Annotated in this window: 24 protein-coding genes and 1 pseudogene; 8 read left to right on the top strand and 17 right to left on the bottom strand. The window is 64.3% G+C overall.

Features of this window, described 5'->3' with window-relative positions; genetic code table 11:
• Positions 1-10: 10 nt before the first annotated feature.
• Complete coding sequence (locus tag W930_RS0105525; protein WP_023874281.1) at positions 11-877, bottom strand: SAM-dependent methyltransferase; 867 nt, start codon at positions 875-877, stop codon at positions 11-13.
• Positions 878-1,263: 386 nt separating this feature from the next.
• Between W930_RS0105525 and W930_RS26205 the strand changes: the two genes are divergently transcribed.
• Complete coding sequence (locus W930_RS26205; RefSeq protein ID WP_063599313.1) at positions 1,264-2,466, top strand: HipA domain-containing protein; 1,203 nt, start codon at positions 1,264-1,266, stop codon at positions 2,464-2,466.
• 78 nt (positions 2,467-2,544) lie between these two features.
• Here W930_RS26205 and arsB read toward each other — a convergent pair whose 3' ends face one another.
• On the bottom strand, positions 2,545-3,630 hold the full coding sequence (gene arsB, locus W930_RS0105535) for an ACR3 family arsenite efflux transporter (RefSeq protein WP_023596062.1): 1,086 nt from the start codon (positions 3,628-3,630) through the stop codon (positions 2,545-2,547).
• A complete protein-coding gene (locus tag W930_RS0105540) occupies positions 3,630-4,151 on the bottom strand; it encodes an arsenate reductase ArsC (RefSeq protein ID WP_023596061.1) in 522 nt (173 codons plus the stop codon). Before W930_RS0105540 ends, arsB begins: the two co-directional genes overlap by 1 nt.
• 110 nt (positions 4,152-4,261) lie before the next feature.
• Here W930_RS0105540 and W930_RS0105545 point away from each other — a divergent pair, with 110 nt between their 5' ends.
• Positions 4,262-4,585 (top strand): helix-turn-helix transcriptional regulator, encoded by a 324-nt coding sequence (locus W930_RS0105545; RefSeq protein WP_023596060.1) that lies wholly within the window; start codon positions 4,262-4,264, stop codon positions 4,583-4,585.
• A 9-nt stretch (positions 4,586-4,594) separates the two neighbouring features.
• Here W930_RS0105545 and arsH read toward each other — a convergent pair whose 3' ends face one another.
• The 3 genes from arsH to W930_RS0105560 all read right to left on the bottom strand — a co-directional run bounded on the left by arsH (position 4,595) and on the right by W930_RS0105560 (position 8,554).
• Complete coding sequence (arsH, locus tag W930_RS0105550) at positions 4,595-5,365, bottom strand: arsenical resistance protein ArsH (protein WP_023596059.1); 771 nt, start codon at positions 5,363-5,365, stop codon at positions 4,595-4,597.
• Between the two features lie 150 nt (positions 5,366-5,515).
• Positions 5,516-7,984, bottom strand: coding sequence for a cation-translocating P-type ATPase (locus W930_RS0105555; RefSeq protein ID WP_023874284.1), 2,469 nt, complete (start codon positions 7,982-7,984; stop codon positions 5,516-5,518).
• Positions 7,985-8,074: 90 nt separating this feature from the next.
• Complete coding sequence (locus W930_RS0105560) at positions 8,075-8,554, bottom strand: hypothetical protein (protein ID WP_023874286.1); 480 nt, start codon at positions 8,552-8,554, stop codon at positions 8,075-8,077.
• 244 nt (positions 8,555-8,798) lie between these two features.
• Between W930_RS0105560 and W930_RS0105565 the strand changes: the two genes are divergently transcribed.
• Complete coding sequence (locus W930_RS0105565; protein WP_025249192.1) at positions 8,799-9,245, top strand: hypothetical protein; 447 nt, start codon at positions 8,799-8,801, stop codon at positions 9,243-9,245.
• Positions 9,246-9,290: 45 nt separating this feature from the next.
• Here the strand turns inward: W930_RS0105565 and W930_RS0105570 are convergent, their stop codons facing one another.
• From W930_RS0105570 to W930_RS26210, 5 genes are all read right to left on the bottom strand, one after another.
• Positions 9,291-10,157 (bottom strand): sulfurtransferase, encoded by an 867-nt coding sequence (locus tag W930_RS0105570; protein ID WP_023596055.1) that lies wholly within the window; start codon positions 10,155-10,157, stop codon positions 9,291-9,293.
• A 162-nt stretch (positions 10,158-10,319) separates the two neighbouring features.
• Positions 10,320-10,865 (bottom strand): hypothetical protein, encoded by a 546-nt coding sequence (locus W930_RS0105575; RefSeq protein ID WP_023596054.1) that lies wholly within the window; start codon positions 10,863-10,865, stop codon positions 10,320-10,322.
• Positions 10,866-11,021: 156 nt separating this feature from the next.
• Positions 11,022-12,422, bottom strand: a complete 1,401-nt coding sequence (locus W930_RS0105580) for a HAMP domain-containing sensor histidine kinase (RefSeq protein ID WP_023596053.1) — start codon at positions 12,420-12,422, stop codon at positions 11,022-11,024.
• Complete coding sequence (locus tag W930_RS0105585; protein WP_023874290.1) at positions 12,398-13,063, bottom strand: response regulator transcription factor; 666 nt, start codon at positions 13,061-13,063, stop codon at positions 12,398-12,400. The genes W930_RS0105580 and W930_RS0105585 overlap by 25 nt, the downstream gene beginning before the upstream one ends.
• Before the next feature lie 196 nt (positions 13,064-13,259).
• Entirely contained in the window at positions 13,260-13,691 is a 432-nt protein-coding gene (locus tag W930_RS26210) for a DUF4148 domain-containing protein (RefSeq protein ID WP_023596051.1), read from the bottom strand.
• A 217-nt stretch (positions 13,692-13,908) separates the two neighbouring features.
• Between W930_RS26210 and W930_RS26215 the strand changes: the two genes are divergently transcribed.
• Positions 13,909-16,323 (top strand): plasma-membrane proton-efflux P-type ATPase, encoded by a 2,415-nt coding sequence (locus tag W930_RS26215; RefSeq protein WP_081371775.1) that lies wholly within the window; start codon positions 13,909-13,911, stop codon positions 16,321-16,323.
• A 47-nt stretch (positions 16,324-16,370) separates the two neighbouring features.
• A pseudogene (locus W930_RS29480) lies at positions 16,371-16,879 on the top strand (PhzF family phenazine biosynthesis protein).
• Between the two features lie 339 nt (positions 16,880-17,218).
• Here W930_RS29480 and W930_RS29040 read toward each other — a convergent pair.
• Positions 17,219-17,860 carry a helix-turn-helix domain-containing protein gene (locus W930_RS29040; RefSeq protein ID WP_023596048.1) on the bottom strand — a complete coding sequence of 214 codons (642 nt, stop codon included), beginning with the start codon at positions 17,858-17,860 and terminating at the stop codon, positions 17,219-17,221.
• 202 nt (positions 17,861-18,062) lie between these two features.
• On the opposite strand from W930_RS29040, the gene W930_RS0105615 reads away from it, so the two are divergent.
• The 3 genes from W930_RS0105615 to W930_RS0105625 are packed head-to-tail and all read left to right on the top strand — an operon-like array spanning position 18,063 to position 20,889.
• Entirely contained in the window at positions 18,063-19,388 is a 1,326-nt protein-coding gene (locus W930_RS0105615) for an MFS transporter (RefSeq protein WP_223272165.1), read from the top strand.
• Positions 19,389-19,441: 53 nt separating this feature from the next.
• Entirely contained in the window at positions 19,442-20,053 is a 612-nt protein-coding gene (locus W930_RS0105620; protein WP_028730851.1) for a glutathione S-transferase family protein, read from the top strand.
• A 56-nt stretch (positions 20,054-20,109) separates the two neighbouring features.
• Positions 20,110-20,889, top strand: coding sequence for an aldolase (locus W930_RS0105625; protein WP_024788880.1), 780 nt, complete (start codon positions 20,110-20,112; stop codon positions 20,887-20,889).
• 95 nt (positions 20,890-20,984) lie between these two features.
• On the opposite strand, the gene W930_RS26230 is transcribed toward W930_RS0105625, so the two are convergent.
• Genes W930_RS26230 through W930_RS0105660 form a run of 5 tightly spaced genes read right to left on the bottom strand, consistent with a single transcriptional unit; the run spans position 20,985 to position 26,449 of the window.
• Positions 20,985-21,794: a CoA ester lyase gene (locus W930_RS26230; RefSeq protein WP_023596046.1), complete on the bottom strand. Its 810-nt coding sequence runs from the start codon at positions 21,792-21,794 to the stop codon at positions 20,985-20,987.
• A 46-nt stretch (positions 21,795-21,840) separates the two neighbouring features.
• On the bottom strand, positions 21,841-22,590 hold the full coding sequence (locus W930_RS0105645) for a GntR family transcriptional regulator (RefSeq protein ID WP_024788882.1): 750 nt from the start codon (positions 22,588-22,590) through the stop codon (positions 21,841-21,843).
• A 36-nt stretch (positions 22,591-22,626) separates the two neighbouring features.
• Positions 22,627-23,817 (bottom strand): CaiB/BaiF CoA-transferase family protein, encoded by a 1,191-nt coding sequence (locus tag W930_RS0105650; RefSeq protein WP_023596044.1) that lies wholly within the window; start codon positions 23,815-23,817, stop codon positions 22,627-22,629.
• A complete protein-coding gene (locus W930_RS0105655) occupies positions 23,814-24,986 on the bottom strand; it encodes an acyl-CoA dehydrogenase family protein (RefSeq protein WP_023874307.1) in 1,173 nt (390 codons plus the stop codon). The genes W930_RS0105650 and W930_RS0105655 overlap by 4 nt, the downstream gene beginning before the upstream one ends.
• A 29-nt stretch (positions 24,987-25,015) precedes the next feature.
• Entirely contained in the window at positions 25,016-26,449 is a 1,434-nt protein-coding gene (locus tag W930_RS0105660) for an MmgE/PrpD family protein (RefSeq protein ID WP_023874308.1), read from the bottom strand.
• Positions 26,450-26,476: the final 27 nt, after the last annotated feature.

A 26,476-nucleotide genomic window follows, 5' to 3' on the forward strand; every position in this document is an offset into this window, starting at 1 on the left:
CCGACTTGAATCAGGCATCGACAGGCGCCGTCGAGAACCGTTCACGGAGTTCTTCGAGCCCCAGCGATTCGAGCACGTGTTCGAGTCGCTCCGCCGGGCGGCGGCGCGGCAGATCCTTGTACTGCGCGACGATCAGTTCGTTCTTCATCGAGTGTTCCCAGCCCACCAACTCGGTCACGCTCACTTGGTAGCCATGCGCCTCCAGTTGGAGGCAGCGCAGCACATTCGTGACCTGGCTGCCGAATTCGCGCGTATGCAGCGGATGCCGCCAGATTTCGGTCAGCGGATTGCCTGCCAACTGCTTGCCTTTGTGCTTGCGCAATACGCCGGCGACTTCGGCCTGGCAACACGGCACCAGCACGATGTGGCGCGCCTGCTTGGCCAGCGCGAAACGAATGGCGTCGTCGGTCGCGGTGTTGCAGGCGTGCAGCGCGGTGACGACATCGATCGTCGCCGGCAGCTCGGGCGACGTGATCGAATCCGCCACCGACAGGTTCAGGAACGACATCCCTGGAAAGCCGAGGCGCTGCGCCAGTGCCTGCGACGTCCTGACCAGTTCCTCGCGCGTTTCGATGCCGTAGATATGCGAGTCGTCGGCGAGCGCCTTGAAGAAGAGGTCGTAAAGAATGAAGCCCAGATAAGACTTGCCGGCGCCGTGATCGGCGAGCGTGACGCGACCGCGGTCGTTCTTGACTTCCTGAAGCAGCGGCTCGATGAACTGGAACAGATGATAGACCTGCTTGAGCTTGCGACGGCTGTCCTGGTTCATCTTGCCGTCGCGAGTCAGGATGTGCAGTTCCTTGAGCAACTCGACGGACTGTCCAGGGCGGATCTCGTGGGTGTTCGGTGCGGGCGGTGTCAGGGGCGTTTTCGACATGGGGGCTGAATTTGCTGCGGGCGGTGAAGCGGCCCGGAAAGACCGATAGTTTACCGAATTCCGGTGTTGCACGAGCATGGGTCGCCGAGGCAGTCGCCCGCCGGGTCGGCCGCGGCCGCCTGATTGGCGTCGTGGGCAATGCGTTGGCGCGACGCGACAAGGCGGTGGATCGTTTGTGCTATTCTTGAACTATTCACAAACTATTCAATGGTCAATGCGCCGGGAGGGCAGTCATGCCGGATCCTTTGCCGCGAGTCGACGAACTGCGCCGCCTCTTGTCCCATGGAATAAGGACGGCGGCGGAAATCACGTCAGTCCTCGCCATCAGCCAACCAACGCTTTCTCGCCTGGTTCGAAGCGCACCTGAACTATTCACCAACTTTCGGGTGGCAGGTGAGCGTACGCCCAAATACGGACTGCTGCGGCAGTTGCCGGGAGGGCTGGGTCCGCGTCAATCGGTGTACCAGATCAACGAAGCCGGGGCCATCGGGCCGTTCGCGGGGATCGAGTTTCTCGGGGGCGGCGCAACACTGGAGCTGTCGGACCGGGGCAATGTCCTCTATGACGGATTGCCGCCTTACATGCATTTCGCGTCGCCGTCGGGCTTCCTGGGACGTCAGGTGGCCCGCTCAGTGGCCATGGACAAGCAATTTCCGGAGAGTTTGCGCGACTGGAGCGACGAGCACCGTATCGCGTATCTGTTCTCGCGGGGGCTGAACTTGCCCGGCAATCTCGTCTATGGTGACGCGTCGCTGCAGCGGGAAATGGAGTTTCGCGAATTGCCGCCCGTGCCGCGTGACGAGAAGCTTGCCTATTACGAGAGCATGGCGAACCAGTTGAAGGATGCGTCGTATGGGTCCAGCGCCGGTGGTGAGCAGCCGAAGTTCCTGAGCTTCACGCAGGACGTGGGGCACGTGATCGTCAAGTTCGCGAAGCGCGGTGGACGCATGGCCGACCTGCTGCTGCTGGAGCACATCGCGCAGCAATCGTTGTCGCTTGCCGACGTGCCGGCCGCATCCACGACGGTCCTCATGTCGGAGCGCTACGTCTTTCTCGAGGTACAGCGTTTCGATCGCGTGGGCCGTTACGGCCGCATCGGCATGCTGTCCGCGGGCGCCATTGACGACGAGCGCTTCGGACGGCGCGATACCTGGTCGCAATTCGCGACACGTTGCGAACAGGCGGGCGTTTTGTCGGAGCGCGAGGCGGCGAAGATTCACGTCATGGCCGCGTTCAGCGAACTGATCGGTAACGGTGACCGCCATTTCGAGAACATTTCGTTGCTCCTGGACGCAAGCGGGCGCTTTACACGCGTCGCGCCCGCATACGACATGCTGCCGATGCGATACGCTCCGCTGGGCGGCGACGTCGATCCGGATCTGCTGCCGGTCACGCCAGGCGTGGGCACGATCGGCGCGCGCCCGGTCGTGTGGGAGCGCGCGTTTCGGGCTGCGGAGGACTTCTGGGGGCGTGTGCACCGCAGCGAGTCGCCGGTGGCGATTCCCGAAGCTTTCCGGGCGCTCGCCCGCGTCAATCTGGACGTCGCCACCCGGTTCGTGGCGCCGCTTTTGCCCTCGACGCGTCGATGAGCGCCGCCCCGGGACCGGGTGCTGCGGCGTGGGGGATCGCAGGCCCTCCGCCCGTGCACGCAACCATGAGCGACTGCGTCAGCGCGTGCGCTGCGATGTCGCCTCGTACCACCCCTTCGTGCTGTTCACGATGCGCACGACGAGCAGCATGAGCGGCACCTCGACGAGCACACCGACGACCGTCGCGAGGGCCGCGCCGGAGCGCAAGCCGAAGATGCCGATGGCGGTGGCCACTGCCAGCTCGAAGAAGTTGCTCGCCGCGATCAGGCACGACGGCCCCGCCACGCAGTGAGCGACGCCAAGCTTGCGGTTCGCGAGATAGGCCAGTCCGGCGTTGAGCAGGACCTGTACGACGATCGGCACGGCCAGCAGTGCGATGACACGCGGTTCGGCGAGCAGGACTTCTCCCTGAAAGGCAAAAAGCAGGACGAGCGTCGCGAGCAGGGCGCTCATCGAGTACGGCGCGACAGTCGATACCGCTGTGTCGAACGCCCGCTGGCCGCGGCGCAGAAGCCCTCGCCGGAGGGCTTGCGCAATGGCGACCGGAATCAGGATGTACACGATGACCGAAACGATCAGTGTCTCCCATGGCACGGTGATTGCCGACACGCCGAGCAGCAATGCCACGATGGGGGCGAAGGCGACCACCATGATGGCGTCGTTCAGGGCCACCTGCGAGAGGGTGAAGTACGCGTCGCCCTTGCAGAGTTGCGACCAGACGAAAACCATGGCCGTGCAAGGCGCCGCGGCAAGCAGAATGAGCCCGGCGGTGTAGCTGTCCAACTGATCCGCCGGCAGCCAGGTGGCGAAAAGGTGGCGGATGAACAGCCACGCGAGCAGCGCCATCGAGAACGGCTTGACGAGCCAGTTTACGGCCACCGTGACTGCCACGCCGCGCCAATGTTCGGCAACCCGGCCGAGCGAGCCGAAATCGATCTTGAGCAGCATCGGCACGATCATGGCCCAGATCAACACGGCGACCACGATGTTCACGTGCGCGACTTCCAGGTGCGATAGCCGAACCACGAGGGTCGGCGCGACATGACCGATCCCAACGCCCACGACCATGCACAGCGCGACCCATAACGACAGGTATCGCTCGAACGTGCCCATCGCTGCGGGGCGCGCGCCCTCGGGGGCTTGAGAAGGCTGCAATCCTGACATCACTGCCCCTTGGCGCGAAGCGCATCGCCCATTTGCTGCAGTTCGCCATGAGCGGCAGCCGGGTCGAGCTTATCCAGCGGCAAGTCCACCAGGAACTCGATTCGCGTGCGCAGTTGCAGGTATGCCTGCACGAATGCCTTGCGAATGTCGTCGGGCGAACCCGTCGCTTGCGACGGGTCGGGCACGCCCCAATGCGCCTTGGCCGGATGACCCGGCCAGAACGGACAGGCTTCACCCGCGGCGTTGTCGCACACCGTGAAGATGAAATCGATGACCGGGGCGCCGGGTTGCGCGAACACGTCCCAGGACTTGCTTTGCAAGCCCGACGTGTCGATGCCGCGCGAAGCCAGCAGCTCGAGGGCATACGGATTGGGCTTGCCGGACGGCTGGCTGCCCGCACTGAACGCGACGAAGCGTTCGCTGCCGATCTCATTGAGAATGGCCTCGGCCAGGATGGAGCGGGCCGAATTGTGCGTGCACAGGAACAGCACGTTGCGTTTGGTGGTATCCGCTTGACTCATATTTGACTAGAATTCCAGAAATATCGAAATTTAACGAGGCCTTTCACGACCCATGGGCGTGTCGCTGCCTCGCGATTGAAAACACCGTCCCATCCTTGCCAAAAGCCACTTTGAACGATTCCGACGCCGTCAAAGCCCTCGCCGCCCTGGCGCAGGGCCACCGTCTTGCCGTCTTCCGGCTGCTTGTCGTCGCGGGCCCCGACGGCCTCAGCGTCGGTCACATTGCCGAGGCGCTGGGCCTGGCCAACGCCACGCTTTCGTTTCACCTGAAGGAGCTGGCCAACGCCGGTCTCATTGCCTCTCGTCAGGAGGGCCGATTTGTCTTCTATTCGGCGTCCATCGACAGGATGAACGCGCTCATTGCGTTTCTGACCGAGAATTGCTGCCAGGGCGTACCGGGGCTGTGCGAGCCGTCGTCGCCCCGGAAGTGCTGATCCGTTGCATCATTTTCCTTCTTCCGAGGGCGGCGTCGCGCGTGCGCCGATCGCGATCGCCGACAGATCCGTCGACACGTCGAGCGGTGTTTGCGCCTCGACGCGCTCGCTGTAACGGTCGACCAGATAGTCACTCCTGCCGCGCAGCAGGAGGGTGAACTTCACCAGCTCTTCCATCACATCGACGACGCGGTCGTAATACGCGGACGGCTTCATCCGGCCAGCCTCGTCGAATTCCTCGAACGCCTTCGCGACCGACGACTGGTTGGGGATGGTGAACATGCGCATCCATCGTCCGAGCTGGCGGAGCTGATTGACCGAATTGAACGATTGCGAGCCGCCGCTGACTTGCATGACGGCCAGTGTCCGGCCTTGCGTGGGACGAATGCCGCCCATCGATAGCGGCAAATGATCGATCTGGTTCTTGATGACGGCGGAGATCGTGCCGTGCCGCTCGGGGCTGCACCAAACGTGGCCTTCCGACCAGAGGGACAGGTCACGGAGTTCCTTCACCTTGGGATGCGCGTCAGCCTGGACTTCGTCGGGCATGGGCAGGCCGCGCGGGTCGAAGATGCGAACTTCCGCACCCATGCGTTGCAGCAGGCGCGCCGCCTCTTCGATCAGCAATCGCGAATAAGAGCGCTCGCGCAGCGAGCCGTAGAGCATCAGAATGCGCGGTGGTGCGGCGCCCGGCATGCCGAGTTTCGCCGCGATGGCGGTATCGAGAAACGCCGGCTTGATGGCGGGAAGGGGCGAATCCAGGGCAATGCAGGATGTCATGACGGCTTGCGGAAGGTAATTGTTTCTATATTTCCAATTTTATGGAATTGTTTGGCTCGGCGCAAGCGCCTTCCATGCATCGAGGGCAACGCGCTGCGGGGTTGGTCGGTCGGGGGCTCGTGGGGCGCGTCTGACCGCCGGTATCGAAGATCACGCTCCGCCCGACAAGGCGACAAACCCGAAAATCCTCGCCAACGACGGCACGCATGTCACGAGCGTGAGGCTCACGACAGTACCGACCAGCACGATCCAGAGATATCGATTGCGCACCAGGGGTCTGTCTCCGGTCGTGGCAAGGCCGGAAAGGGCGGGGGTCACGAAGATCAGCGCCACGTTGGCGAGAACGAGGAGCACGAAGGCGAGCGTGCGCGCCCGGGCGACCTCGCCGTCGAGTCTCAGGAGCGTCGCATAGGCGGCAAGGACAAGCAGCGCGCTCAACGTGCCCGCCACCGCGCTGCTCGCCAGCGCACGCGCGTCGAGCAGGCGTGCCTGGGCCGGGAGAGGCGGCAAGCGCATCAGGTTCCGAGCCCCCGGCTCGTTTTCGAAGACGATCGAACAGACGGGATCGATGATCAACTGCAGGAAGACGATGTGCACGGGCGCGAGCATCGGCGGCAGACCGGCGACGACCGGCAAGGTCGCGGCCGCGACCATCGGAATATGCACGGCGACCGTGAAATTGATCGCGAGCACGATGTTGGCGTAAATGCGCCGCCCCAGGCGAATCGCCGCGACGATCGGGCTGAAATCGTCGCGCAACAGCACCAATGCCGCGACCTCGCGGGCGACCTCCGCGCCGCGCAATCCCATCGCGATGCCGATATGCGCGGCCTTGAGGGCGGGGGCATCGTTCACGCCGTCGCCCGTCATTGCCACGATTTCGCCGTTTTCGCGCAGCGCGTTCACCAGTTGCAGCTTTTGCCCGGGGCTGATGCGAGCGAAGATCTCCGACGCGTTCACCGCCTCGCGAAGCGCCGCGCCGTTCATGGACGCCAGATCGCGTCCAGTGACGACACGGCGATTGTCGATTCCCACGTCGGTTGCGATGGCCTGCGCCGTGGTGGCGTAATCGCCCGTCATCATGACCACGCGGATGCCGGCGGTCCTGCATTCGGCGATGGCGCCCGCGACCTCTGGACGAACCGGGTCGGACAGACCCACGAGTCCGACGAACGCGAACGCGAAGCCGTGCTGATGCGCGGGCCATTCGCCGGGCAGGTATTCCGATTTCGCGACACCCAGCACGCGCAGACCGCGCGCGGCCATGTTGCGCGCCCGCTCGAGGACTTGCCCGGTCTGTGTCACGCTCATCCGGCACAGGGCGCACACCGCCTCCGGCGCGCCTTTGCAGGCAATGGCGTGATACGCGCTGTCCGACTGCGTGCGCCAGGCATGCGACATGGCGGGCAGCTCAGGCGTCAAGGCGTATTCGTGCACCAGCGACCAGTCCGTGTGCAGGCGCCCCGTGCCGGCAAGCGCCGACCGGCCCACGGCGTGAAACGCGCGCTCCATCGGATCGACGGGGTCGATCTCGCTGGCGAGCACGAGGTATTCGATGAGCTCGTGAAAGGGTTCTTCAATGTGGGCCGTGTCCGGACCGATGTCGAGCATCCGGCCGTCGATCGACAACGCACTGACCGACATCCGGTTTTGCGTGAGTGTCCCGGTCTTGTCCACGCACAGCACGCTTGTCTGTCCCAGCGTCTCGATGGCGTTCATCCGCCGCGTCAACACACCTTCCCCGGCGATGCGTCGCGCACCCAGCGCAAAGAATACGGCGAATATGACGGGAATTTCCTCCGGCAATATGCCCATCGCCAGCGTGATGCCGGCGAGCAACCCGGGCAGCCACTGCTCGAAACGCCACCGATAGATGACGCTCAGCGCCACGACCAGTAACAGCGCAATGAGCGCAAACCCGTTCACCAACGATTTGGCCTGTCGCTGAAGGGGGGATGGCGCCTCCGAGATGTCGCCCAGCGACTTGCCAATGCGACCGAGGGCGGTGTCGGGTCCGGTGGCGATCACGCGCATGCGCCCTTGTCCGCGCACGACCATCGACCCGAGGTATAGCAGGCGGTCAGTTGAAGCATCGGCGCCGGCGGGTGTGTCGCCGCCACGCTTGTCGATCGGCGTGGACTCTCCGGTGAGCAAGGCTTCGTCCACGCTGAGTTCGTGGGCTTCGATGACGATGCCGTCGGCCGGAACGCGGTTGCCCTCGTCCACAAAGGCGATATCGCCGGGGACCAGTTCGGTGGCGGGCACCCATCGCCGCTCACCGTCACGCAGCACCTCGGCGCGCGGCGCGGACAGCTCCCGCAGGGAATCGAGGACTCGCGCGGCCCTGCGGGACTGATAAACCGTCAGGCTCACCACGCCGAGCACAAAGGCACACAGCGTCAACGCTTCAGTACGGTCACCCAAGGCGAAGTAGACGCCGCTGGCCGCGAGCAACAGCAGGAACATGGGCTCGCGAAGGACGTCGGCAAGCACGAAGCGCCAGTCGCCGCGACTTCGGGCGTCCACCACATTGCTGCCATGGCGGGCGCGTTGCTGCGTCACCTGAAGCGTCGAGAGCCCGCGATCGGCGTCGACGCAAGGCAGCTGCGCGCATTCCATGCCAGCCACCGGTTCGGGAAGCGGGGGTGCCAACGATTCGCGCGTTCTGAGCACGGGAGCGCCGGATGTCGGGGGGAGGCCGTTCGCCGATCAGCGTCGCGGCTTCGGGCAACCCTTGCAGAGATACATATTCCCGAAGTAGTCGGGATCGTCCCATGCGAAGTGCAGATCGAGGTTGCCGCGCGTCGGCACTCGCACCTTTCGCACTTCCGAGTTGCGCGCCGTTTGGGCCACGATCCGGTAGCCGCCCGCGGGAATGCGGACGAAAAGGAACGGGCCCTCGGTCCGCACGGCCAGCATCTGGTGTCCCGCCAGCGTCGTGATGGTGACGTCGACGTCGGAAAGATAGCTTCCCGTTTTCGAGGCAAACGTCATGCGAAGGTTGTATTTCGGCGCGACTTCACGGAATTCGCGCACCTCGTCTTCGCCGATGCCGCCGGTGATATAGCTGACCTCGTCGCCGGCCTGAACGGGCTGGCCTGGCGCCGCCCTTGCCGCCAGCGACGTGAGACAGCAGGAGAGGAGCGCGAGCGCGAGCAGGCGCGTCATGTGGCGAACTTCCCGGAACATGGCAATTCTCCAGACGAATCGATACCTCAAGCATGGACATCGCCGGCCGGTCGCATGTTGATGGATATCAACGCCGGACGGATTGCCGCACGCATGGCGAGGGTCGGCGCGTGTTCGGCGTTGTTCTCTTGACGTGCCTCAAGTCGCGCGTGTGTGGCGCGACTAGCGTTGATACACGTGCCCATGATCGGTGCGCGCGGCGGGTGCCCATGCCCCCGCCTTCAACGCAGAGGAGAGGATTGCCATGCAAAGTGAAATGAAACAACGAGGCTTTTCCGTCGCCCTTCGGGTCGCCCTGGGCGCCCTGGCCGTCGCGGCAGCACCTGCCATGGCGCAGCCGGCGGGCGGCGGCTGGGGCTGCGCACAGGGCTATGGCCCCGGCATGATGCGCGATGGGTACGCCGGTCGCATGATGGGGCCCGGCATGATGGACTGGTCGGGCGGATGCGGGCCCTGCGCGGGGCCGGATGGGGCACCCCAGCGAGAGAACCTGAACCTGAGCGTGGACCAGGTTCGGAGCAACATGGAACAGTGGCTCAAACGGTCCGGCAATTCACGCCTGAAGCTTGGCAAGGTCGCGGAGCGCGATGCCGATACGATCACCGCCGATGTGGTCACTGCGGAGAAAGACGTGCTCGTGCAGCGTTACGAGGTGAACCGGCACACGGGATTCATCCGGTCGGGCAAATGACCGGCGGGGCATGTCCTCCTGGCCCGGGGGCAGGGGATATGCCCGTCACATCCTGTAGGGAAGCCCTTCCTCGATCGGGAGCGAGGGGTCGCGGGACCACTCGTTCCAGGAGCCGAAGTACAACCGAACATTCCTGATCCCGGCCTCTTCGAGCGCGACGAACGTGTTGGATGCACGCGCGCCCTTGAAGCAGAACACGATGACCGGCGTGTCGCGCGAAATGCCCACCGTGGCGCATTCGGCGAGAATTTCGCTGGGCGATTTGAACATCTTGCCCGTCGGGGTCGGTTTCATCATTCGATACCATTCGATCCATACCGAACCGGGAATTCGCCCTTTGCGGGGGCAGAAGTCCTTGCCGTACGGCGATGAACTCTCGGCGATCCATTCGTCCACGTCACGCACATCGAGTTTCACGATGCGTTTATCGGCGACGGCGATCTTCATTGCGGCGAGATCGACGAGAATGTCGCGCGCGCCGGCGTTCTCCGGAAACGCCACCGGCGCCGGATGCGGAACCTCGGTCGAGCTGGGCAGCCCGGCCGCGCGCCACGCCGCAAAGCCGCCGTGGAGTACCTTGATCTTGTCGCGCGGGTAGCCGAGAAAGCGTAGCAGGACATAACCCCGACAGGATTGCCCGAACCCCGTTTCCATCGATTGCTCGTAGATCACGGCGGTTTCCTTGCCGGACAGCCCGGCCTTGCCGAAGGCGTTGGCAAACGTGTCGTGAAGCGCATTCAGGCCCTCGGGCGTCGAGGTCGCAAGATAGGTAAAGATCTCGTGAATATTGACGGCCCCCGGGATGTGGGCTTCGGCGTAATTGGCCGCGTCGCGCGTGTCGACGACGACGGCGGCCTCCGTGTTCAGCATGGCGGACAATGCTGCCGGCGAAATCAGAACGTTGGCGTTCACGGGCGACCTCCTGTCCATGCGCAGCGCATGATACGCAAGCGTAGATCACGCCCGGCATCGCGCGTTGATGTGGATCAACCCTCCCGGCACGGCGCGATCGTCGCTTGGTCGAGGCCTGCGCGCAAGGCGAGGGGAGGTTGGCAGTCTGCCCGGGATCTTCGACTATTTCGTCGGCATGTCCATCGAGTGATGGTGGGTCATGCCGACGTCCTGTTTGTCGGTTGCGTCGTGGCCATGGTCTGATAACTGGGCATCGAACCACTGGTGCAGCGCGGCGACCAGACGCCCGTGTTTCGAACGGTACGCAATTTCGCCGCCGTTGGGCAAGTCGCGATAGCGAATGTCAAGTTCCCCCGGCTTCGCTGCGCGCAGTGCGGCCAAACCGGGCATGTCCGCGCCATGGATCTGACCGGGCGCTCCGAAATCGCCGGCGGAGAAACGCCGGGCGATGGCCGACAGGTGTTCGCGAATCAGCGTGACCTGCTTCGGATCGTGTGTCTTGGTCACGACCTGCTGGATGCCGCCGTCGGCAGTTTTCGAGAAGACGTGGGTCGTCGCCGCAAGGGAGAACGGCATGACATCGGCGCCGCGTCGCGACACATCCATCTGGCGCGGCGTATCGTTGGCACGCGCCGACGCTGCAAGCGCGAGGGTGCCCAGCAGAAGAATGGGAGATGCCGCGGCAGCGGCGTACAAATGGCGTTTCATGTAGGGACTCTCCATGGCGGGTTGCCGTGCGCGTCATGTGCGTCGTTTTCGTGAGCGCCCGTGCGGCTGCGGAACGACGAGGCTCGTGCTCCCCGTACGTCACCGAATGCCCAGTGTAGCCGTATTCCGGTCGGTGCCGACAGACGCGCCAGCGCATTATCCCTTGGTATTGGCGACGGAGACTGGCGGGAAAATGACGCTCACGTCCAAGCCGTAGCGGGCGCTTTCGTCGGAAGTGCTTTCGTTGATATAGGAAAGACGAATCCGCGCCCCGGATTTGTCGGCGACGGCCTTCGCAATCGCCAACCCAAGGCCCGAGCCCGTGGTCTGTGTTCCAAGGACGCGATAGAACGGATCGAACACACGCTCACGTTCTTCCGGGGCAATGCCGGGGCCGGTGTCCCTGACCCGAAGCACGACCTGACGGGAATCCGACTCGAGCACGAGGTCGACGCGCCCACCGGACGGCGTGTAGCGAATCGCATTGTCGACAAGATTCTTCATCAGCATCTCCAGGTCCGTCTCGCTCACAGGCAGGGCGGCGTCCTCCTGCGCCTCGATGCCGATGTCGATCTGTTTGGCTTCGGCAAGCGGGTGCAGGGTTTCTAGCGTGCGACGGAATATCTTGAGGGCGGAGTCGGTGCGCGCATTGGCGTCTTGCTGTGTTGCCTGCACACCGGAGAGCGCGAGCAAGTGATCCAGAAGATGTCGATTTCGCTCGATGCCCTGCCGCAATTCCACCAGACGCTCGCTTGCGGACTCGGACATCGGCGCTTCGGCGAGCCGCTCGGCTTGCAGGGAAAGCGCCGTGAGCGGTGTGCGAAGCTCGTGGGCCGCGTCGGCGACGAAGCGGTGCTGGGCATCGACCGACGTGGACACGCGCGCCAACAGGTTGTTGATCGCGTGAAGGAACGGCCGAATTTCGTTGGGCAGGTGTTCCGTCGGAACGGCATGCAGTTCGCTGTACTGACGCTGATCGATCTCGCGCGAGAGGCTGGCCACTGGGCGGAATACTCGCCGAACGAGCCAGCCGACCACGAGCAGCAATACCGGGACGAAGGCGATCAGCGGCATGACGGTGCGAATGGCACTGGTGCGTGCGATTTGGTCCCGGACGTCGGTTTCCTGCGCGACGGCGATGCGCTCGCCGGATTTCAGTGTCTTGGCGAGCACACGGTAAGGTTCTCCGCCGACCTTCACTGTCGCGAGCCCGTCCGGAATCGACAACGTCAACGGCAGCGGCAGCTTGTCGTCGCCATCGGTTGGACCGCTGCCGGGCGGCGGGGAGACCCCGAGGCGCTGGACGACGACGCGTGCGTCGTCGCTGTTTGCCTGCGGCGCCTGGATGTCCTGAAACTCGCTCGCGGGGAGATGGTTATTGTCGACGAGCGCGGCGACCTGCCTCAGGATGTCGTCCTGGAGTTCGTGGGCTTCGTCGAAGGCGGCGCCAAACGAGATCACGCCGGCAATGCCGGCGAACACCAGGATGGCGACCGAGAGCCACAGGCTCAGGCGAAGCCGAAGCGAGTCGCTCAGTCGCGCTTTGTGACCATCCATCCTGCGCCTCTCACATTCCGGATCGTGTCCGTGCCGAGTTTCTTGCGAAGCGAATGGATGAGGAATTCGATCGCGTTGCTCTCGACTTCCTCGCCCCATCCATAAATCCGGTCTTCGAGGTCGCTGCGCGACAGGATCGCGCCGGGGCGAGTGAGCAGCGCCTCGAGCAATGCGAACTCCCGATTGGACAGTTGCACCGCGGCCGATGCGGTTGTCCGCGCCTCGCGCGTTGCCGGATCGAGGGTCACGACCCCGTTCGTCATGACGGGCAATGCCTGTCCGGATTGGCGGCGCATCACCGCACGAATGCGCGCGAGCAATTCCGCCATTTCGAACGGCTTCAGGATGTAGTCGTCAGCGCCGGCGTCAAGGCCTTTGAGTCGTTCTGGCAATGCGTCCCGGGCCGTAACGATGATGACCGGAACGCGCTGCCCTTTGGCTCTGAGGTTTTGCAGAACGGTGTGGCCATCCTCGCGAGGCAGGCCAAGGTCGAGCAACACCAGATCGTAATGTTGGCACTCGGTGGCGGCGAGGGCCGCCTGTCCGTCGTTGACCCAATCGACCGCGAACGTCGCATCTCTGAGCGAGTCGCGCACGACGCGGCCAATCATCGGATCGTCTTCGACGAGCAAAATTCGCATGTCCTGGTCTCTGAGGTGACACGGCGATGCGCTTTCGTCGGTGCGCGTTGCCGGCATTGGGCCCGATCGACACTCCCCGCGGAATGTCGTGCCTCACTCGGACACATTGTGAGGCACGACGCTTAGCAAAGACTTAGCGTGCCCGCGTTGGTGGTCCCGCGTTGCCCAAGGCGAGCGGCGCAGTCCTGCCAGGAGATTACGGATTTTCATAAAGGTGCTGGATCGACGCCTCGCCCGCGACCTGCATCTTTGGCTTCCAGGCCAGGCTTGTCCGAGGGGCGACGTGGAGAACAGGGTACGCGTTCCGGGGCTCGGTCAGCAAGCCTTGCCGTTCGGCGCGGCGCAGGCTTTGTTCTACTGAGGCTCGTGTGAGGTTGGCGTTCGGCCGATGGCTCGTCGCGGTTCTCGGATAGACGGTGTCGCCTTGTTGAAGCGCGCCATGTCGTTCCGCGCTCACAAGCTGTCGATACACCTGCGCCCGGGTCAGCGGCGTCAGCGAATCGACGTTGGCGGGAAGGGACATCGTTGATTGCATCGACGACGGGAGGGACGCTGCCTGGGCGTTTGCCTGAACGGCGCCAAACGATCCCAGCAGGGCGAACAGGACGGCAACATATGACATCTTCATGATTGAGCTCCTAACGTTGACGATCAAAAGGAAGGTGCGAATATCGAAGCCATCGCAGAGCCTTCGATTCGATCGTAGGCGTGAAGCCTTAGCAAAACCTTAGCGGGGCGAACCGCAGGCGCCTTGCCGCGGAGTATGCTTAGGTCAAGGCGGGCGGCGGTCGCCCGAGCCGACATCACGCGCGTTTGTGGCCCTGGAAAACGGATCTCGCCCGACGATGACGATCATGGCTGAACCACCTGCGCAAGCCGCGGCGGCATTGCCGCCGACGGACCGCTTGACGGGGCTCACCTCCGCGCAGGCGCAGTCCCGGCTGCAATCCTATGGCGCGAATGCCGTTCAGGCGGTTGGCACATCTGGGTGGCGCCAACTACTAGGAAAGCTCTGGGGGCCGATACCGTGGATGCTCGAAGGGGTGATCGTCCTGCAGCTATTGCTGCGCCGTGATCAGGAAGCGCTGATCATTCTGCTTCTGCTCGTGTTCAATGCGTTGGCCGCTTTCCTGCAGGAGCGTCGCGCGCAAGACGCGCTGGCTTTGTTGCGCAGGCAGCTTCAGGTCAGCGCTCGCGTGTTGCGCGACGCCCGATGGGGGCGTATTTCCGCGCAACAGTTAGTGCCGGGAGATGTGGTGCATCTGCGAGCCGGCGATATCGTCCCGGCGGACCTCGTGCTTTTCGCCGGCGCGGTGACGCTCGACCAGTCAACGCTGACCGGTGAGTCACTCCCCGTCGACGCGGGCCCGGGGCAGCCCGCCTATGCCGGATCGATCGTGCATCGGGGTGAAGCGAGCGGCGAAGTGACTTCCACCGGATCGCGCACCCGCTTTGGCCGGACCGCAGAGCTTGTGCGCACATCCAACGCGCCCAGCCACATGCAGCGCACCATTCTCGCCATCGTGAAGTGGCTGGTGGCCTTCGACTTCGTGCTCGTGGTGCTGGTCACGCTTCATGCTGTCACGCACGGTCTTGCACCGGGCGACACGGTGGTGTTCGCGTTGCTGTTGCTCGTCGCTTCGGTCCCTGTTGCGTTGCCGGCAACCTATACCTTGGCCACCGCGATGGCAAGCATGCAACTGTCGAAGCAGGGCGTGCTGGTCACGCGGTTGCCCGCGGTGGAAGAGGCTGCGGCAATGGACACGCTCCTTTCGGACAAGACGGGCACGCTCACGAAGAATGCGCTTGGCGTTTCCGAAGTCAGGACGTTGGCGGATGTGGACGAGCAGACGGTGCTTCGCACTGCCGCGATGGCCAGCGACGATGCGTCGCAAGATCCGCTGGATCTGGCAATTCTTGCGGCTTATCGCGGGAGTGCAAAGGCGGACAGCTTGCCTGTGCGTACGGACTTTCGGCCGTTTGATCCGGAGACTCGATTCAGCGAAGGCATCTATGACGTGGAGGGGCGGCCGTGGCATGCGCTAAAAGGCGCGCCCCGCGCGGTATTCGAGCATTGCTCAGCCGATGCGGCGCAGCTTCAGGTGGCGCAGGCGCAGGGGAGGGAGGTGGCCGGCGGCGGCGCACGCGTGCTCGCCGTTGCCGCGGGGCCGGCAGGGGCAATTCGGCCAATCGGCCTGATCGGGCTCTCGGACCCACCCCGGGACGATGCAGCGGAACTCATCGCGGCACTTCGGCGGCTGGGCGTGCGCGTTTGCATGGCCACTGGCGACGCACTCGAAACGGCACGGGCGATGGGAGCCCGACTCGGGCTGGGAGTGCGGATCTGCGTGCCCGGCGGCAACGATCTTGACAAGCCGGAGCAGTGCGACATCTTCGCCCGGGTCCTGCCCGAGGAAAAGCACGCCATTGTCGTCGCGCTGCAGCGGGCAGGGCATGTCACGGGGATGACCGGGGATGGCGTCAATGACGCGCCTGCGCTCAGGCAGGCGGAGCTCGGCATTGCCGTGGCAAGCGCCACCGACGTAGCCAAGGCTGCGGCGGGCGTCGTCTTGACCGATGCGGGCCTGGGCGGCGTGCTGACGGTAGTTCGTACCGGGCGAGAGGTCCACCGGCGCATGCTCACGTATGTGCTGAACAAGATTGTGAAGACGTTGGAGATCGTGGTTTTCCTCACGCTAGGGCTGTGGCTCACCGATGGCTTCGCCATTTCCCCGAAGTTGCTGGTGCTGTTGTTGTTCGCGAACGACTTCGTCACGATGAGTATTGCCGCCGATCGTGCGCGGCCGGCGGCAATGCCGCAACGCTGGCGAGTCGGACAGCTCATGGGGGCTGCTGCCGCGCTCGGCGCGGTTTCGCTCGTTTTCACGTTGTCGCTGTATTTCGGTGCGCGCTCGTTCTTGGGGCTGAGCGAGCCACAGAGACAAACGCTGGTTTTCCTGCTGCTTGTCTTTACGACACAGGCCAACATTTACGTTCTGCGCAGCGACGGTCCCATGTGGGCCGTGGCGCCAGGCAAGCTCATGGCGTGGGTCAGCGTCGTCGATGTGGTTTTGGTGTGCGCGTTGGCAGTGACCGGGACGCTGATGGATGCGGTTCCCGTAGCGCTCGTCGGCGCCTTGATCCTGGCGGTTGCCGTGTTCGCTTTGATTTTGGATCGGGTCAAGCGAACCGTGTTTCGCCGTTTCGCGCTTGTTGCCTGGTCGGATAGGACGGATAGGACGGATAGGAGCGCTGATTGAATTGGGCGTAGACTCGCCATCCTACGAGGGCACGAGGCAGGCATTCCATGAGTTCACCGAGATTCAAGCAGGTCGACGTTTTCAGTTCCGTGCCGCTAAAGGGCAACCCGGTGGCGGTGGTGTTCGATGCCGAAGCGCTGAACGACCAGCAGATGGCGACATTTGCCAACTGGACGAACCTTAGCGAGACCACTTTCATTCTTGCGCCGACCGATCCGCGGGCCGATTACCGTCTGCGGATATTCACCACCCGGGAGGAGCTGCCGTTCGCCGGACTTGCGATCCGCGGCGCGACGACAGCGACGCACAGTTCGAGGTACGGGCCTTCATCGCCGGCGACGGAATGCCGGAGGATCCGGCGACCGGCAGCCTGAACGCGGGCATCGCCCAGTGGCTGCTCGGGGCCGGATTGGCGCCTGCGCGATACCGCGTGAGCCAGGGCCTGACCATGGGGCGTGCCGGCTGCATCGAGGTCACGCAGGTCGGCGACAAAGTTTGGATCGGCGGCGACGCCGTGACCTGCATCGAAGGCCGTCTCATTCTGCAATTCGCATAATGTACATTATGTTAAATGATGAATATGCGAGCACAATCGGACATGAGGGCCGACTTCCGTCTGTTTGCAGAATTTTGTCAAGCCAGCGCCCCCGTTCGCGGCGCCTTACTTCCAACAGCTACCGATGGCGGTTGATCTCGAACGAAGCGTTCTACCGAAACCGTAGCGCATCGACCGCGACGCCCGACCCGCGCTCGGCCCCCGGGGTCATATTCGTGACCCGGCGGTTCCCCGCAGTTTCTACAAAGGTGACCTACTTTCTGTCCGCCAACCCTATACGCCTGAAGCCTTCATCGAGCAAGCGATCAAGCCGAGCGGCGAACGCGCCGCCCTCAACCCTCACTCGTGATCGCCCCGCCCCTTTCCGGTCACCACGATTAGCAATTCGGCGTCGCTTCCCACGCTGCGAATGCGGTGCTTGACCAGCCCGGGGAACTGCGCGAAATCGCCTTCGCGCAGGATCAGCGACTGATCCGCCAGCTCGATCTCGATCGCCCCTGACAGCACGTAGAACACTTCATCTCCCGAGTGGAACGCGGCTTCCTTCACGTTCGCGTCGGCCGACAGGCGCAGCAGCATCGCGGTCGGACCGTCGCCGCCGTTGGCACGGCTGAGCGGCGCGTACTCGTACTCGCCGCCCGTGTCCTTGCGGAAATGGCGATCCCCCGCGCGCACCATGTGCAGGACGCTGCGGTCGACCTGCTCGCCAAGCAGCGACGCGGCGGACGTGTCGAGCGCCTGCGCCACGCGCATCAAGCCTGCCAGCGACACCGTCTTCTCGCCCCGCTCGAAGCGTGAGAGATGGCCTTTGCTCATGCCGGCCAGCGTGGCCAGCTCGTCGAGCGTGAGGCCGCGTCGCTGGCGGATGGCCCGCACCAGTTCGCCCGGATGCTGCGTGGCAGCGTCCGTGGCCCCGCCCTGCGTTTCTGCCGTCGCCCGAGCGCCCTTGCGCGCCGGAGTGTGCCGTCTTTCTGTGGACAAAAGTTGTCTCTCGCTTGGTGCCGTCGCCCTGCCCCAGCAGCGTCCGCAACGGCTTGTACTTACTCGTAAACACCTATTTTGACAGGGGGGCATAACGCATTCTAAACGAATAGACTGGGCGCCATAGGACAACACAGTTGTCTTATGGGCGAAACTGGACAACAATACAGCGCGGCGACGCGTACGACAGGACGAAACTCACATGGACACGACCCAGCACGAGGCGTCGACGATGACGCAAAGCGGTGCCCCATCCGATCGGCGCATGTTCCGCGTGGCGGCGGCGTCGATGGCGGGCACGGCGATCGAGGCCTTCGATTTCCTCGCCTACGGCACGGCCGCGGCGTTGGTATTCAACAAGCTGTTCTTCCCAAGCCTGGATCCGTCGACGGGCACACTGGCCGCGTTCGGCGCGTTTGCCTCGGGCCTGTTCGCGCGCCCGGTCGGCGGCATTCTGTTCGGTCACTTCGGCGACCGCATCGGGCGCAAGTCGATCCTGATCCTGAGTTTGGTGCTGATGGGTGTGTGCACCACGCTGATCGGCCTGCTGCCGACCTATGCCGACATCGGCATCTGGGCTGCGGTGCTGCTGGTGGCGTTGCGTATCGGCCAGGGCATCTCGTTTGGCGGAGAGATGGGCGGTGCGGTGCTGATGGCCGTCGAGCATGCGCCGGCGGGGTCCAAGTCGTTCTACGGCAGCTTGCCGCAGGCGGGGGCGCCGATCGGCATCCTGCTGTCGACGGGCGCTTTCGCGCTGGTCAACCTGCTGCCGAACGACCAGTTCCTGTCATGGGGCTGGCGCGTGCCGTTCCTGGCGAGCGCGGCGCTGATCGTGGTGGGCGTGTTCATTCGCATGAAGGTCGAGGAGTCGCCGGAGTTCGTCGCGGTGAAGACCCGGCGCAAGGTCGCCACGTTGCCGGCGAAGGAAGTACTGATCAAGCACTGGCGTCCGCTGTTGCAGGCCATCGGCGGCAAGCTGGCCGAAGTCACGCTGGTGTACACGATCATCGTGTTCTCGATTTCGTATGCCACGGCACGACTCGGCTTTACGCGCGGCGATGCCTTGAACGCGGTGCTGATCGGCTCGCTGTGCCAGGTCTTCACGATTCCGCTGTTCGGCTGGCTGGGCGACCGTATCGGTGCACGCCGGCTGTACATCTTCGGCACGCTGTTGCTGGCCGTGACGGCGATCCCGCTGTTCCACGCAATGGGTACCGGGTCGCTGCCGTTGTACACGTTCGCGGTCGTGCTCACGCTGGCGTTGAACTACGCGATCATCTTCGGGCCGCAGTCGAGCCTGTATGCGGCGCAGTTCCCGGCCGAGCTGCGGTATTCGGGCATTTCGATCGGCATCCAGGTGGCCGCAGCCCTCGGTGGCGGCCTTGCCCCGCTGATTGCGGCCACGCTGGTGGCACGCATGGGCGGCATCGGGTCGGTGGGCATCTATCTCAGCGTGCTCGGGCTGATCGGCGCGTTCAGTGCGTGGAAGATGAAACCGTCCCCGTCGGACCCCGCACCGCGCAAGTGATGGCGCTTATGTTCCCTGGCGCGCGCTGACGCGCCTTCAATCGGACCTTATTCGTGATCACCCTTTACGACCATCCACTGTCCGGCAATTGCCACAAGGTGCGTCTGCTGATGTCGATGCTTGGCCCGACGTGGCAGAGCGAGTTCGTCGACGTGCCGAACGAGGCGCATCACGCGCCGTGGTACGGCGAGATCAATCCGCTGCGCGAGATTCCTGCGATCGACGACGACGGCCATATCGCGTGCGACAGCCAGGCGATCCTGACGTATCTCGCGTGGAAGCACGACCCGACGTGGCTGGGCGATTCGGCAGAGGAGCGTGGCCGCGTGGTGCAGTGGCTGTCGTTTGCCGCGAACGAGATTGGCAACAGCCTGCAGCCGGCGCGACTGTATTACCTGCTTGGCGAGGAGGTCGACATTGCGGCCGTGATGGTGAAAGGCCTGCGTGTGTTGGGCGTGCTCGATACCAGGCTGGCACAGCAGCCGTGGCTGGCGGCGGCGCGCCCGACGATTGCCGATCTGGCGTGCCTGCCGTACGTGGCGATGGCGCGCGAGGGTAAGTTGCCGCTGGACGAGTTTCCGCATGTGATGGCGTGGATCGACCGGGTTGCGGCGCTGCCGGGCTACGTGTCGATGCCGGGGCTGCCGGCGGCGAAGGCGGCATGAGCGACATGCAATGCCTGACGAGAGTTTGCAGTAATTGCTGACGAAGGAGAGATGGGATGCTGGATGAAGCCAAACAGGCGGTAACCGATCGTGCAGTGACGGAGATGGCGTCGCGTCTGGACGTGGGCGACTGGACCGAGAAGGAAAAGGTCGTGCTGACGTGCCGGATGCTTGCGATGGAGAATCACTCGGAGACGCTGGCGGGACAGATCACGGTGCGGTGTGCCGACGGTACGTTCCTGACGACGCCGCTGGCGGTGGCGTTCGACGAAGTCGAGCCGCGCCACGTAATTCGCATGGACGATTCGCTGCGGGTGCTTGAGGGGGTAGGCATGCCGAATCCGGCGGTGCGTTTTCACCTGTGGGTGTACCGCCGCCGGCCGGATGTGCAGAGCATTGTGCATACGCATCCGCCGTACGTGTCGACGTTGTCGATGACGGGGCAGCCGTTGCGCGTGGCGCATATGGATGCGACGCCGTTCTTCGACGACTGTGCGTTCCTGAAGGAGTGGCCGGGGTTGCCGATTGCGGATGACGAGGGCGAGATCATTTCCTCAGCGTTGGGCAAGTGCCGATCGATCCTGCTGGCACACCACGGGTTCCTGGCCGCGACGTCGTCGGTGGAGGAGACGGCGTATCTGTCGATGCTGATCGAGCGGGCGGCGCGCAACCAGATCATGGCGCAAACGATGGGGCCGGTGACGGAACTCAACCCCGTGCTGGCGAAAGAGTCACACGACTTCCTGTTGCAGCCGAGCATCGTGAAGGCGAGCTTCGCGATGTTCGCCCGCCGCGTGCTGCGTCAGGCACCGCAGGCGTTGAAGGATGAGGCGTGACGAAGCGCCAGCCAAGAGGCCCCCGCCGACACGCGGGGCCTCTGTCTCTTCGGCGGAAGCCATTCTGCTTAATGAATTGCATTTGGTGCCAACCGCTAGCTCAACTGCCCCATGATCGCCCTGGCCCGTTCCACGACAGGCCGGTCGACGAGCTTGCCGTCTACGGCGATCGCGCCTGCGCCCGCTGTGGCAACCGCATCCAGCACCCGCATCGCCCAATCGGTTTCCTGCGGTGTCGGTAGATATCCATCGCGTACAATCGCGATCTGCTTCGGGTGAATGCAAAGCTTTGCCCCGAATCCGAACTTGCGCGAATGGCGCACGTCGGCCCGCAGTACCTCGTCGTCACCGATCGCGACGGTGACCCCGTCGATGGGCGCGGGCAACCGTGCGTAGCGGGACTCGATCACGAACTGCGTGCGAATCGCATCGAGCGCGGCGCCGTCGTCGCCGATACCCGCGTCCGCACAGAAGTCGACCGTACCGAAGGCCAGGCGCGTCACCCCCGGCGCGCCTGCGATCTCGCGCAGACGCACCACCGCATCGACCGTCTCGATCAGCGCATATAACGTCTGTGCCTCGCGCAAGCACGCGCGCAACGCCTGCATCTCGTCGGCACGCTCCGTCTTTGGCAACATGATTCCGGCGACACCCGGCATTTCGACCAGGCGCATATCGTCGGTGTGCCAGGGCGTATGCACGCCGTTGATGCGCACCAGCACACGCGGATCCTCTCCGTGCTGCGCCAGCCATGTGAACAAGGCGTCGCGCGCCGTGGGTTTGTTCTCGGGAGACACCGCGTCCTCGAGGTCGAGGATCACAAAGGCGGCGTCGGTGGCGAGCGCCTTGTCGAAGCGATCCGGACGATCACCCGGAACGAAAAGATACGTCGATGCTGCTTGCATGGGAGCCCCTTTGCGCGGGCGCCCTTCCCCACGCATTGACGGGTTGTCAGGAGGTGGCGCGCCAGTCGCGTTGAAATGTTTCCGAATAACTGAAGCGGTCGGCCGGATGAATGCTGATCGCCGCCTCGACAATTTCCTCACGGCGATTCAGATACCGCCGGCAAATCCACAAGGCCGCCGACTTCGGCTTGACGTTGAGCCAGCGTGCCTGTGCCGCTGTGATCAATGTGGCCCGAATCTCCTGCTGCACGGCCGCGATGTGCTCGCCGAACTGCTCTTCGATCAGCGTGTAAATCGGCACATGCGAACTGCCCTCGATCCCCTCCAGCGCACGAAATGCCGGGTGGATGTAAATGTCGCTGACACAAATCGGCTCCGGCTCGGCGCCACTGCGCCGCAGTGCCGAAATGTGCAGCCACGACTCGCCATTGCCGGCACGTAGCACCGGCGCCAGCGTTTCGTCCACTTCGACCAGATCGCGCGCGAGGATCTCCAGCTCGGTGTCGGCCGTGTATTGCTGCAAGTCGCTCAGCTGCCGCATCACCTGCTGGTAGCCGCTGACCGCCTCGCGCGCCAGTACGCGCGTGCCGACGCCGGGCTGACGATCCACCAATCCCATCTGTACCAGGCGCTTGACCGCCTCGCGAACCGTGAAGCGGCTGGCGCCGAACTGCTCGCACAGATCGAACTCGGTCGGCAGGAAGTCACCGACCGAGTATCGGCCATCGCGGATCTCCTGGATCAGTGTCTGCGCCAGTTGCAGATAGCGTGGCTGCTGGTTAAGCAATGGGGTCATGCGCGTGGTCGGCATTGCCGGTGAGGAGTAATGATGTCATTGCACCACAGCTTGCTCGCGCAGCCAAGCAATCGCGTCGTCACCGAATCCGGCCTCACGCAGCACCTCGTCGGTATGCTCGCCCATGCGCGGCGCTGCACGTGCCGGCAGCGGCGTGTCGATTCTCACCGGCGACGCCACGCCCTTGATCGGGCCATGTTCCGGATGCTCGAAGTCCCTCACGCGCGCCTGTTCGGCAACGAAGGGGTTGTCCAGCGCCTGGGCGACGTCGTGCACCGGTGCCGCCGGCACCTTCCCCGCAAAGCGCTCCATCCACGTCGCCGTGTCCTCGGTCATCAACACTTCGTCGAGCTCGCGACGCACGCGGTCGCGATGCTTCAGGCGCGCCGCATAGTTGCATAGCTCAGGGTCGGTAATCCATTCCGGCTTGCCGATCTCCTGCGCCAGCACCCCCCAGAACTTCTCCTTGTTGCACATCAGGAAGATCCAACCGTCGCGCGTGCGATACAGCTCGCTGGGCGTGAGCGACGGGTGGCTCGAACGCGGTTCGCGCCGCGTCATGTGCCCGCCGTTCAGATACCAGGTGGCGACATAGGCCAGGTTGTGCATCGCCACGTCGAACAGGCTCACATCGAGGTCGCGCCCCTTGCCCGTCTTGCGCGCTTCGAGCACCCCGGCAAGCAATGCCATCGACGCCGTCGTGCCGGTCATCAGGTCGATGATCGACAGGCCGAAGCGTGCCGGAGGACCGTCCGGCTCGCCCGTCAGCGACAGATAGCCGGCCTCGGCCTGCATCAGGTAGTCATAGCCCGGCCACGCCTTGCGCGAACCGGTGCGGCCGTACGCCGACAGGTGAACGCATACCAGCGCAGGGTTCGCGCGCGACAGTGACGCATAATCGAGCCCGAGCTTGACCGGCAGATCGCCGCGCAAATTGTCGAACACGGCGTCCGCCGACTCGACCAGCTTGAGCAGGATCTCCTTGCCTTCCGCGCTCTTGAGATCGAGCGCAATGCTGCGCTTGTTGCGGTTGAACGCCTCGTAGAAGTGGCTGTCGCCCTCGCCGAAGAAGTGGGGGCCGACCGCGCGACCAACGTCGCCGCCGTCCTTCGCGTTCTCGATCTTGATGATATCGGCGCCAAGATCGGCCAGGTGCTGCGTGGCGAACGGGCCGGCACCGTATTGCTCGACCGCGATCACGCGCAGTCCGGAAAGTGGCAGGCTCATACCGGATTCCTCTCGATCAGTTGCTTCGCGATGATGATGCGCTGCAATTCGTTGGTGCCCTCGCCGATCACGAGCAATGGCGCATCGCGATACAGACGCTCGATGTCGAATTCCTTCGAATAGCCGTAGGCGCCGTGGATGCGCATCGCTTCCGCGCTGTTCTCGACGCCGGCCTCCGTGGCGAAGTACTTCGCCATGCCGGCTTCCATGTCGCAACGTTCGCCGCGATCGTACGCCTGCGCCGCCGCATCGACGAGCAATCGCGACGCATGCACGCGTGTGGCCATCTCGCCGAGCTTGAGCTGGATGGCCTGGTGCTCGCAGATCGGCTTGCCGAAGGTCTTGCGTTGCTGGCTGTAGGCCACCGAGGCGTCGAGTGCCGCCACCGCGATGCCCAGGCCGCGTGCCGCGACGTTGATGCGACCCAGCTCGAGCCCGCTCAGAATCTGCTTCAGGCCACGCCCCTCCTCGCCTCCGATCAGACGGTCGACCGGCACGCGGTAGTTGTCGAAGTTCAGTTCGCAGGTGTCGATGCCCTTGTATCCGAGCTTCTCCAGCTTGCGGCTAACTTCGAACCCCGGGCCCTTCTCCGCGATCAGCAAGCTCATGCCGCGATGGCGCGGCTGAGCCGTGAGATCGGTCTTGACGAGCAGCACCAGGCAGTTGCCATACAGGCTATTGGTGATCCAGGTCTTCGCGCCGTTGACCACATAGTGATCGCCATCGCGCGTGGCGCTCGTGCGGATCGCCTGCAGGTCCGTGCCGCAATCCGGCTCGGTCAGACCAATGCCGCCACGCAGTTCGCCCGTCGCGAAGCGCGGAAGGAATTCCGCCTTCTGGTCCGGCGTGCCGTTGCGCTGCACCGTCATCGCCATGATCAGATGCGAGTTGACGATGCCGCTCAGCGACATCCACACCGCCGACATGCGCTCGATGATGCGCGCATAGGTGCGCGTCGAAAGCCCCAATCCGCCGTACTCGGGCGCGATCAGGCAGCCGAACAGCCCCATCTCCTTCATCTGCTCGACGATCTCGGCGGGATACTCGTCAGCCTTCTCCAGGGCATGCACGTAGGGCTTGACCTCGACCTTGAGGAATCGCTCGAGCATATCGAGGATCAGGGTGTCGTCCCCGCCTTGCTCCGCGATGTTGTTTTCTACTTGCGTCATCACACTATCTCCAGACATTCATGCGCGGCTCAGACCGACTCGCCGAGCACGGCGTGCAGGGCGCCGGCCGGCAACCGGTCGAGCGAGAGCACGGTCTCTCGCACCTTGTCGACGCGCGCCTGCGGCAACACACGCGCGGCGTTGGCAACGTATTTCTCCACGATTTCCTCGTTGCTGAGCGGACGATCCGCACTGCCACGATTGATGGCCTCGCGATGCGCGAGCGTGGTGCCATCACGCAATTCCAGCACGACCTCCCCCGTGTAGTGGCGCGGGAAGGTGCTCGCCGGGTCGATCTCGTACTCGACCTTCGCGGCCAGCGCGAGCACCGCGTCGTTGCGCAGTGCCCCCGGCTCCAGTTCGTCGAGTGTGAAGCGGCCCTTGATCAGCGCGCTGGACACCACATAAGGCACGCTGAACTGGGCATCGTAGCTGTTGGCCGGACGGCGCTTGTTCGTCACCGGCTCGCATACCGTCTTGACGACTGCCTCGGGCACCTTCACGCGAATGCGGGCTATCCGCTCGGCCAGTTCGCTTATCTTCGCGCCGCGTTGTTGCCATAGCTTGTGCAACTCAGTGCCCGCATCGGCGAAGGCGTGCGTGAAATGACAGGCCGGCACGGGCTTGATCGCCACTTCCTCGATCTGCCACTGCTCGCCAAGGCCGTCGGTAGCGAGCGACAGATCGGCATTGCCGCGCTGCTCGCCGAGGTAGCTCGAGAACAGACCGAAGCGCCCTTCATAAGGTGCGGATGCGCCGATATAGCCATGCGCGGCCAGGGTTGCGGCGGTGAACGCCGACTGTGCGGCCCAGCCCGGATGCATGCGCTTGGTCCAGGCGCCGTCCTGCAGGAACTCGAGGCTGCCGCTGGCCATCGACAGCGCGATGCCCTGCGCCATGGCGGTCTGGTGCGCGTTCAGGCCAAGCAGGCGCGAGGCGGCGAGCGTGCAGCCGAAGATCCCCACCACACCGGTTGGATGGAACCCGACCTGGTGGAAGCCGCCCTTCGCCACCGAGCCGATGCGCGTGGCCGCTTCCATGCCGGCGATGTAAGCCGCCAGTGTCTGGGCACCATCGGCGCCGCGCGCCTCCGAGACGCCGAACACGCACGGCAATACGCTCGCCGTGGCATGGATCACGCCACGCGAGTGCGTATCGTCGAAGTCGAGGCCATGCACCAGCACGCCATTCATCACCATCGCGTCGCGGGTGTTGAGGCGATGGCCACGGCCGATCACCGTCGCGACCGGCTTGTCGCCGGCGCTCAGCGCGGTGAGGCCGTCGAGCGTAACCCGCGTGAAGTCGGCCGGCTGAGACGCGTAGGCCAGGCCAATCGCGTCGAGCAGCAGATGCTTGGCGCGCTCGCGCACGACCGCCGGCACGGCGTCCAGCGACAGGCCCAAGGCGAACGAGGCCAGCGTTGCCGAGATCCCCTGGGGCGTGTGGTTCACTTCTGAAGTCATGCTGTCTCCCTCCTGAACGGATGTAAG

This window comes from Pandoraea sp. E26, from assembly GCF_000681415.1.
In the GTDB taxonomy this organism is placed as follows: Bacteria; Pseudomonadota; Gammaproteobacteria; order Burkholderiales; family Burkholderiaceae; genus Pandoraea; species Pandoraea pnomenusa.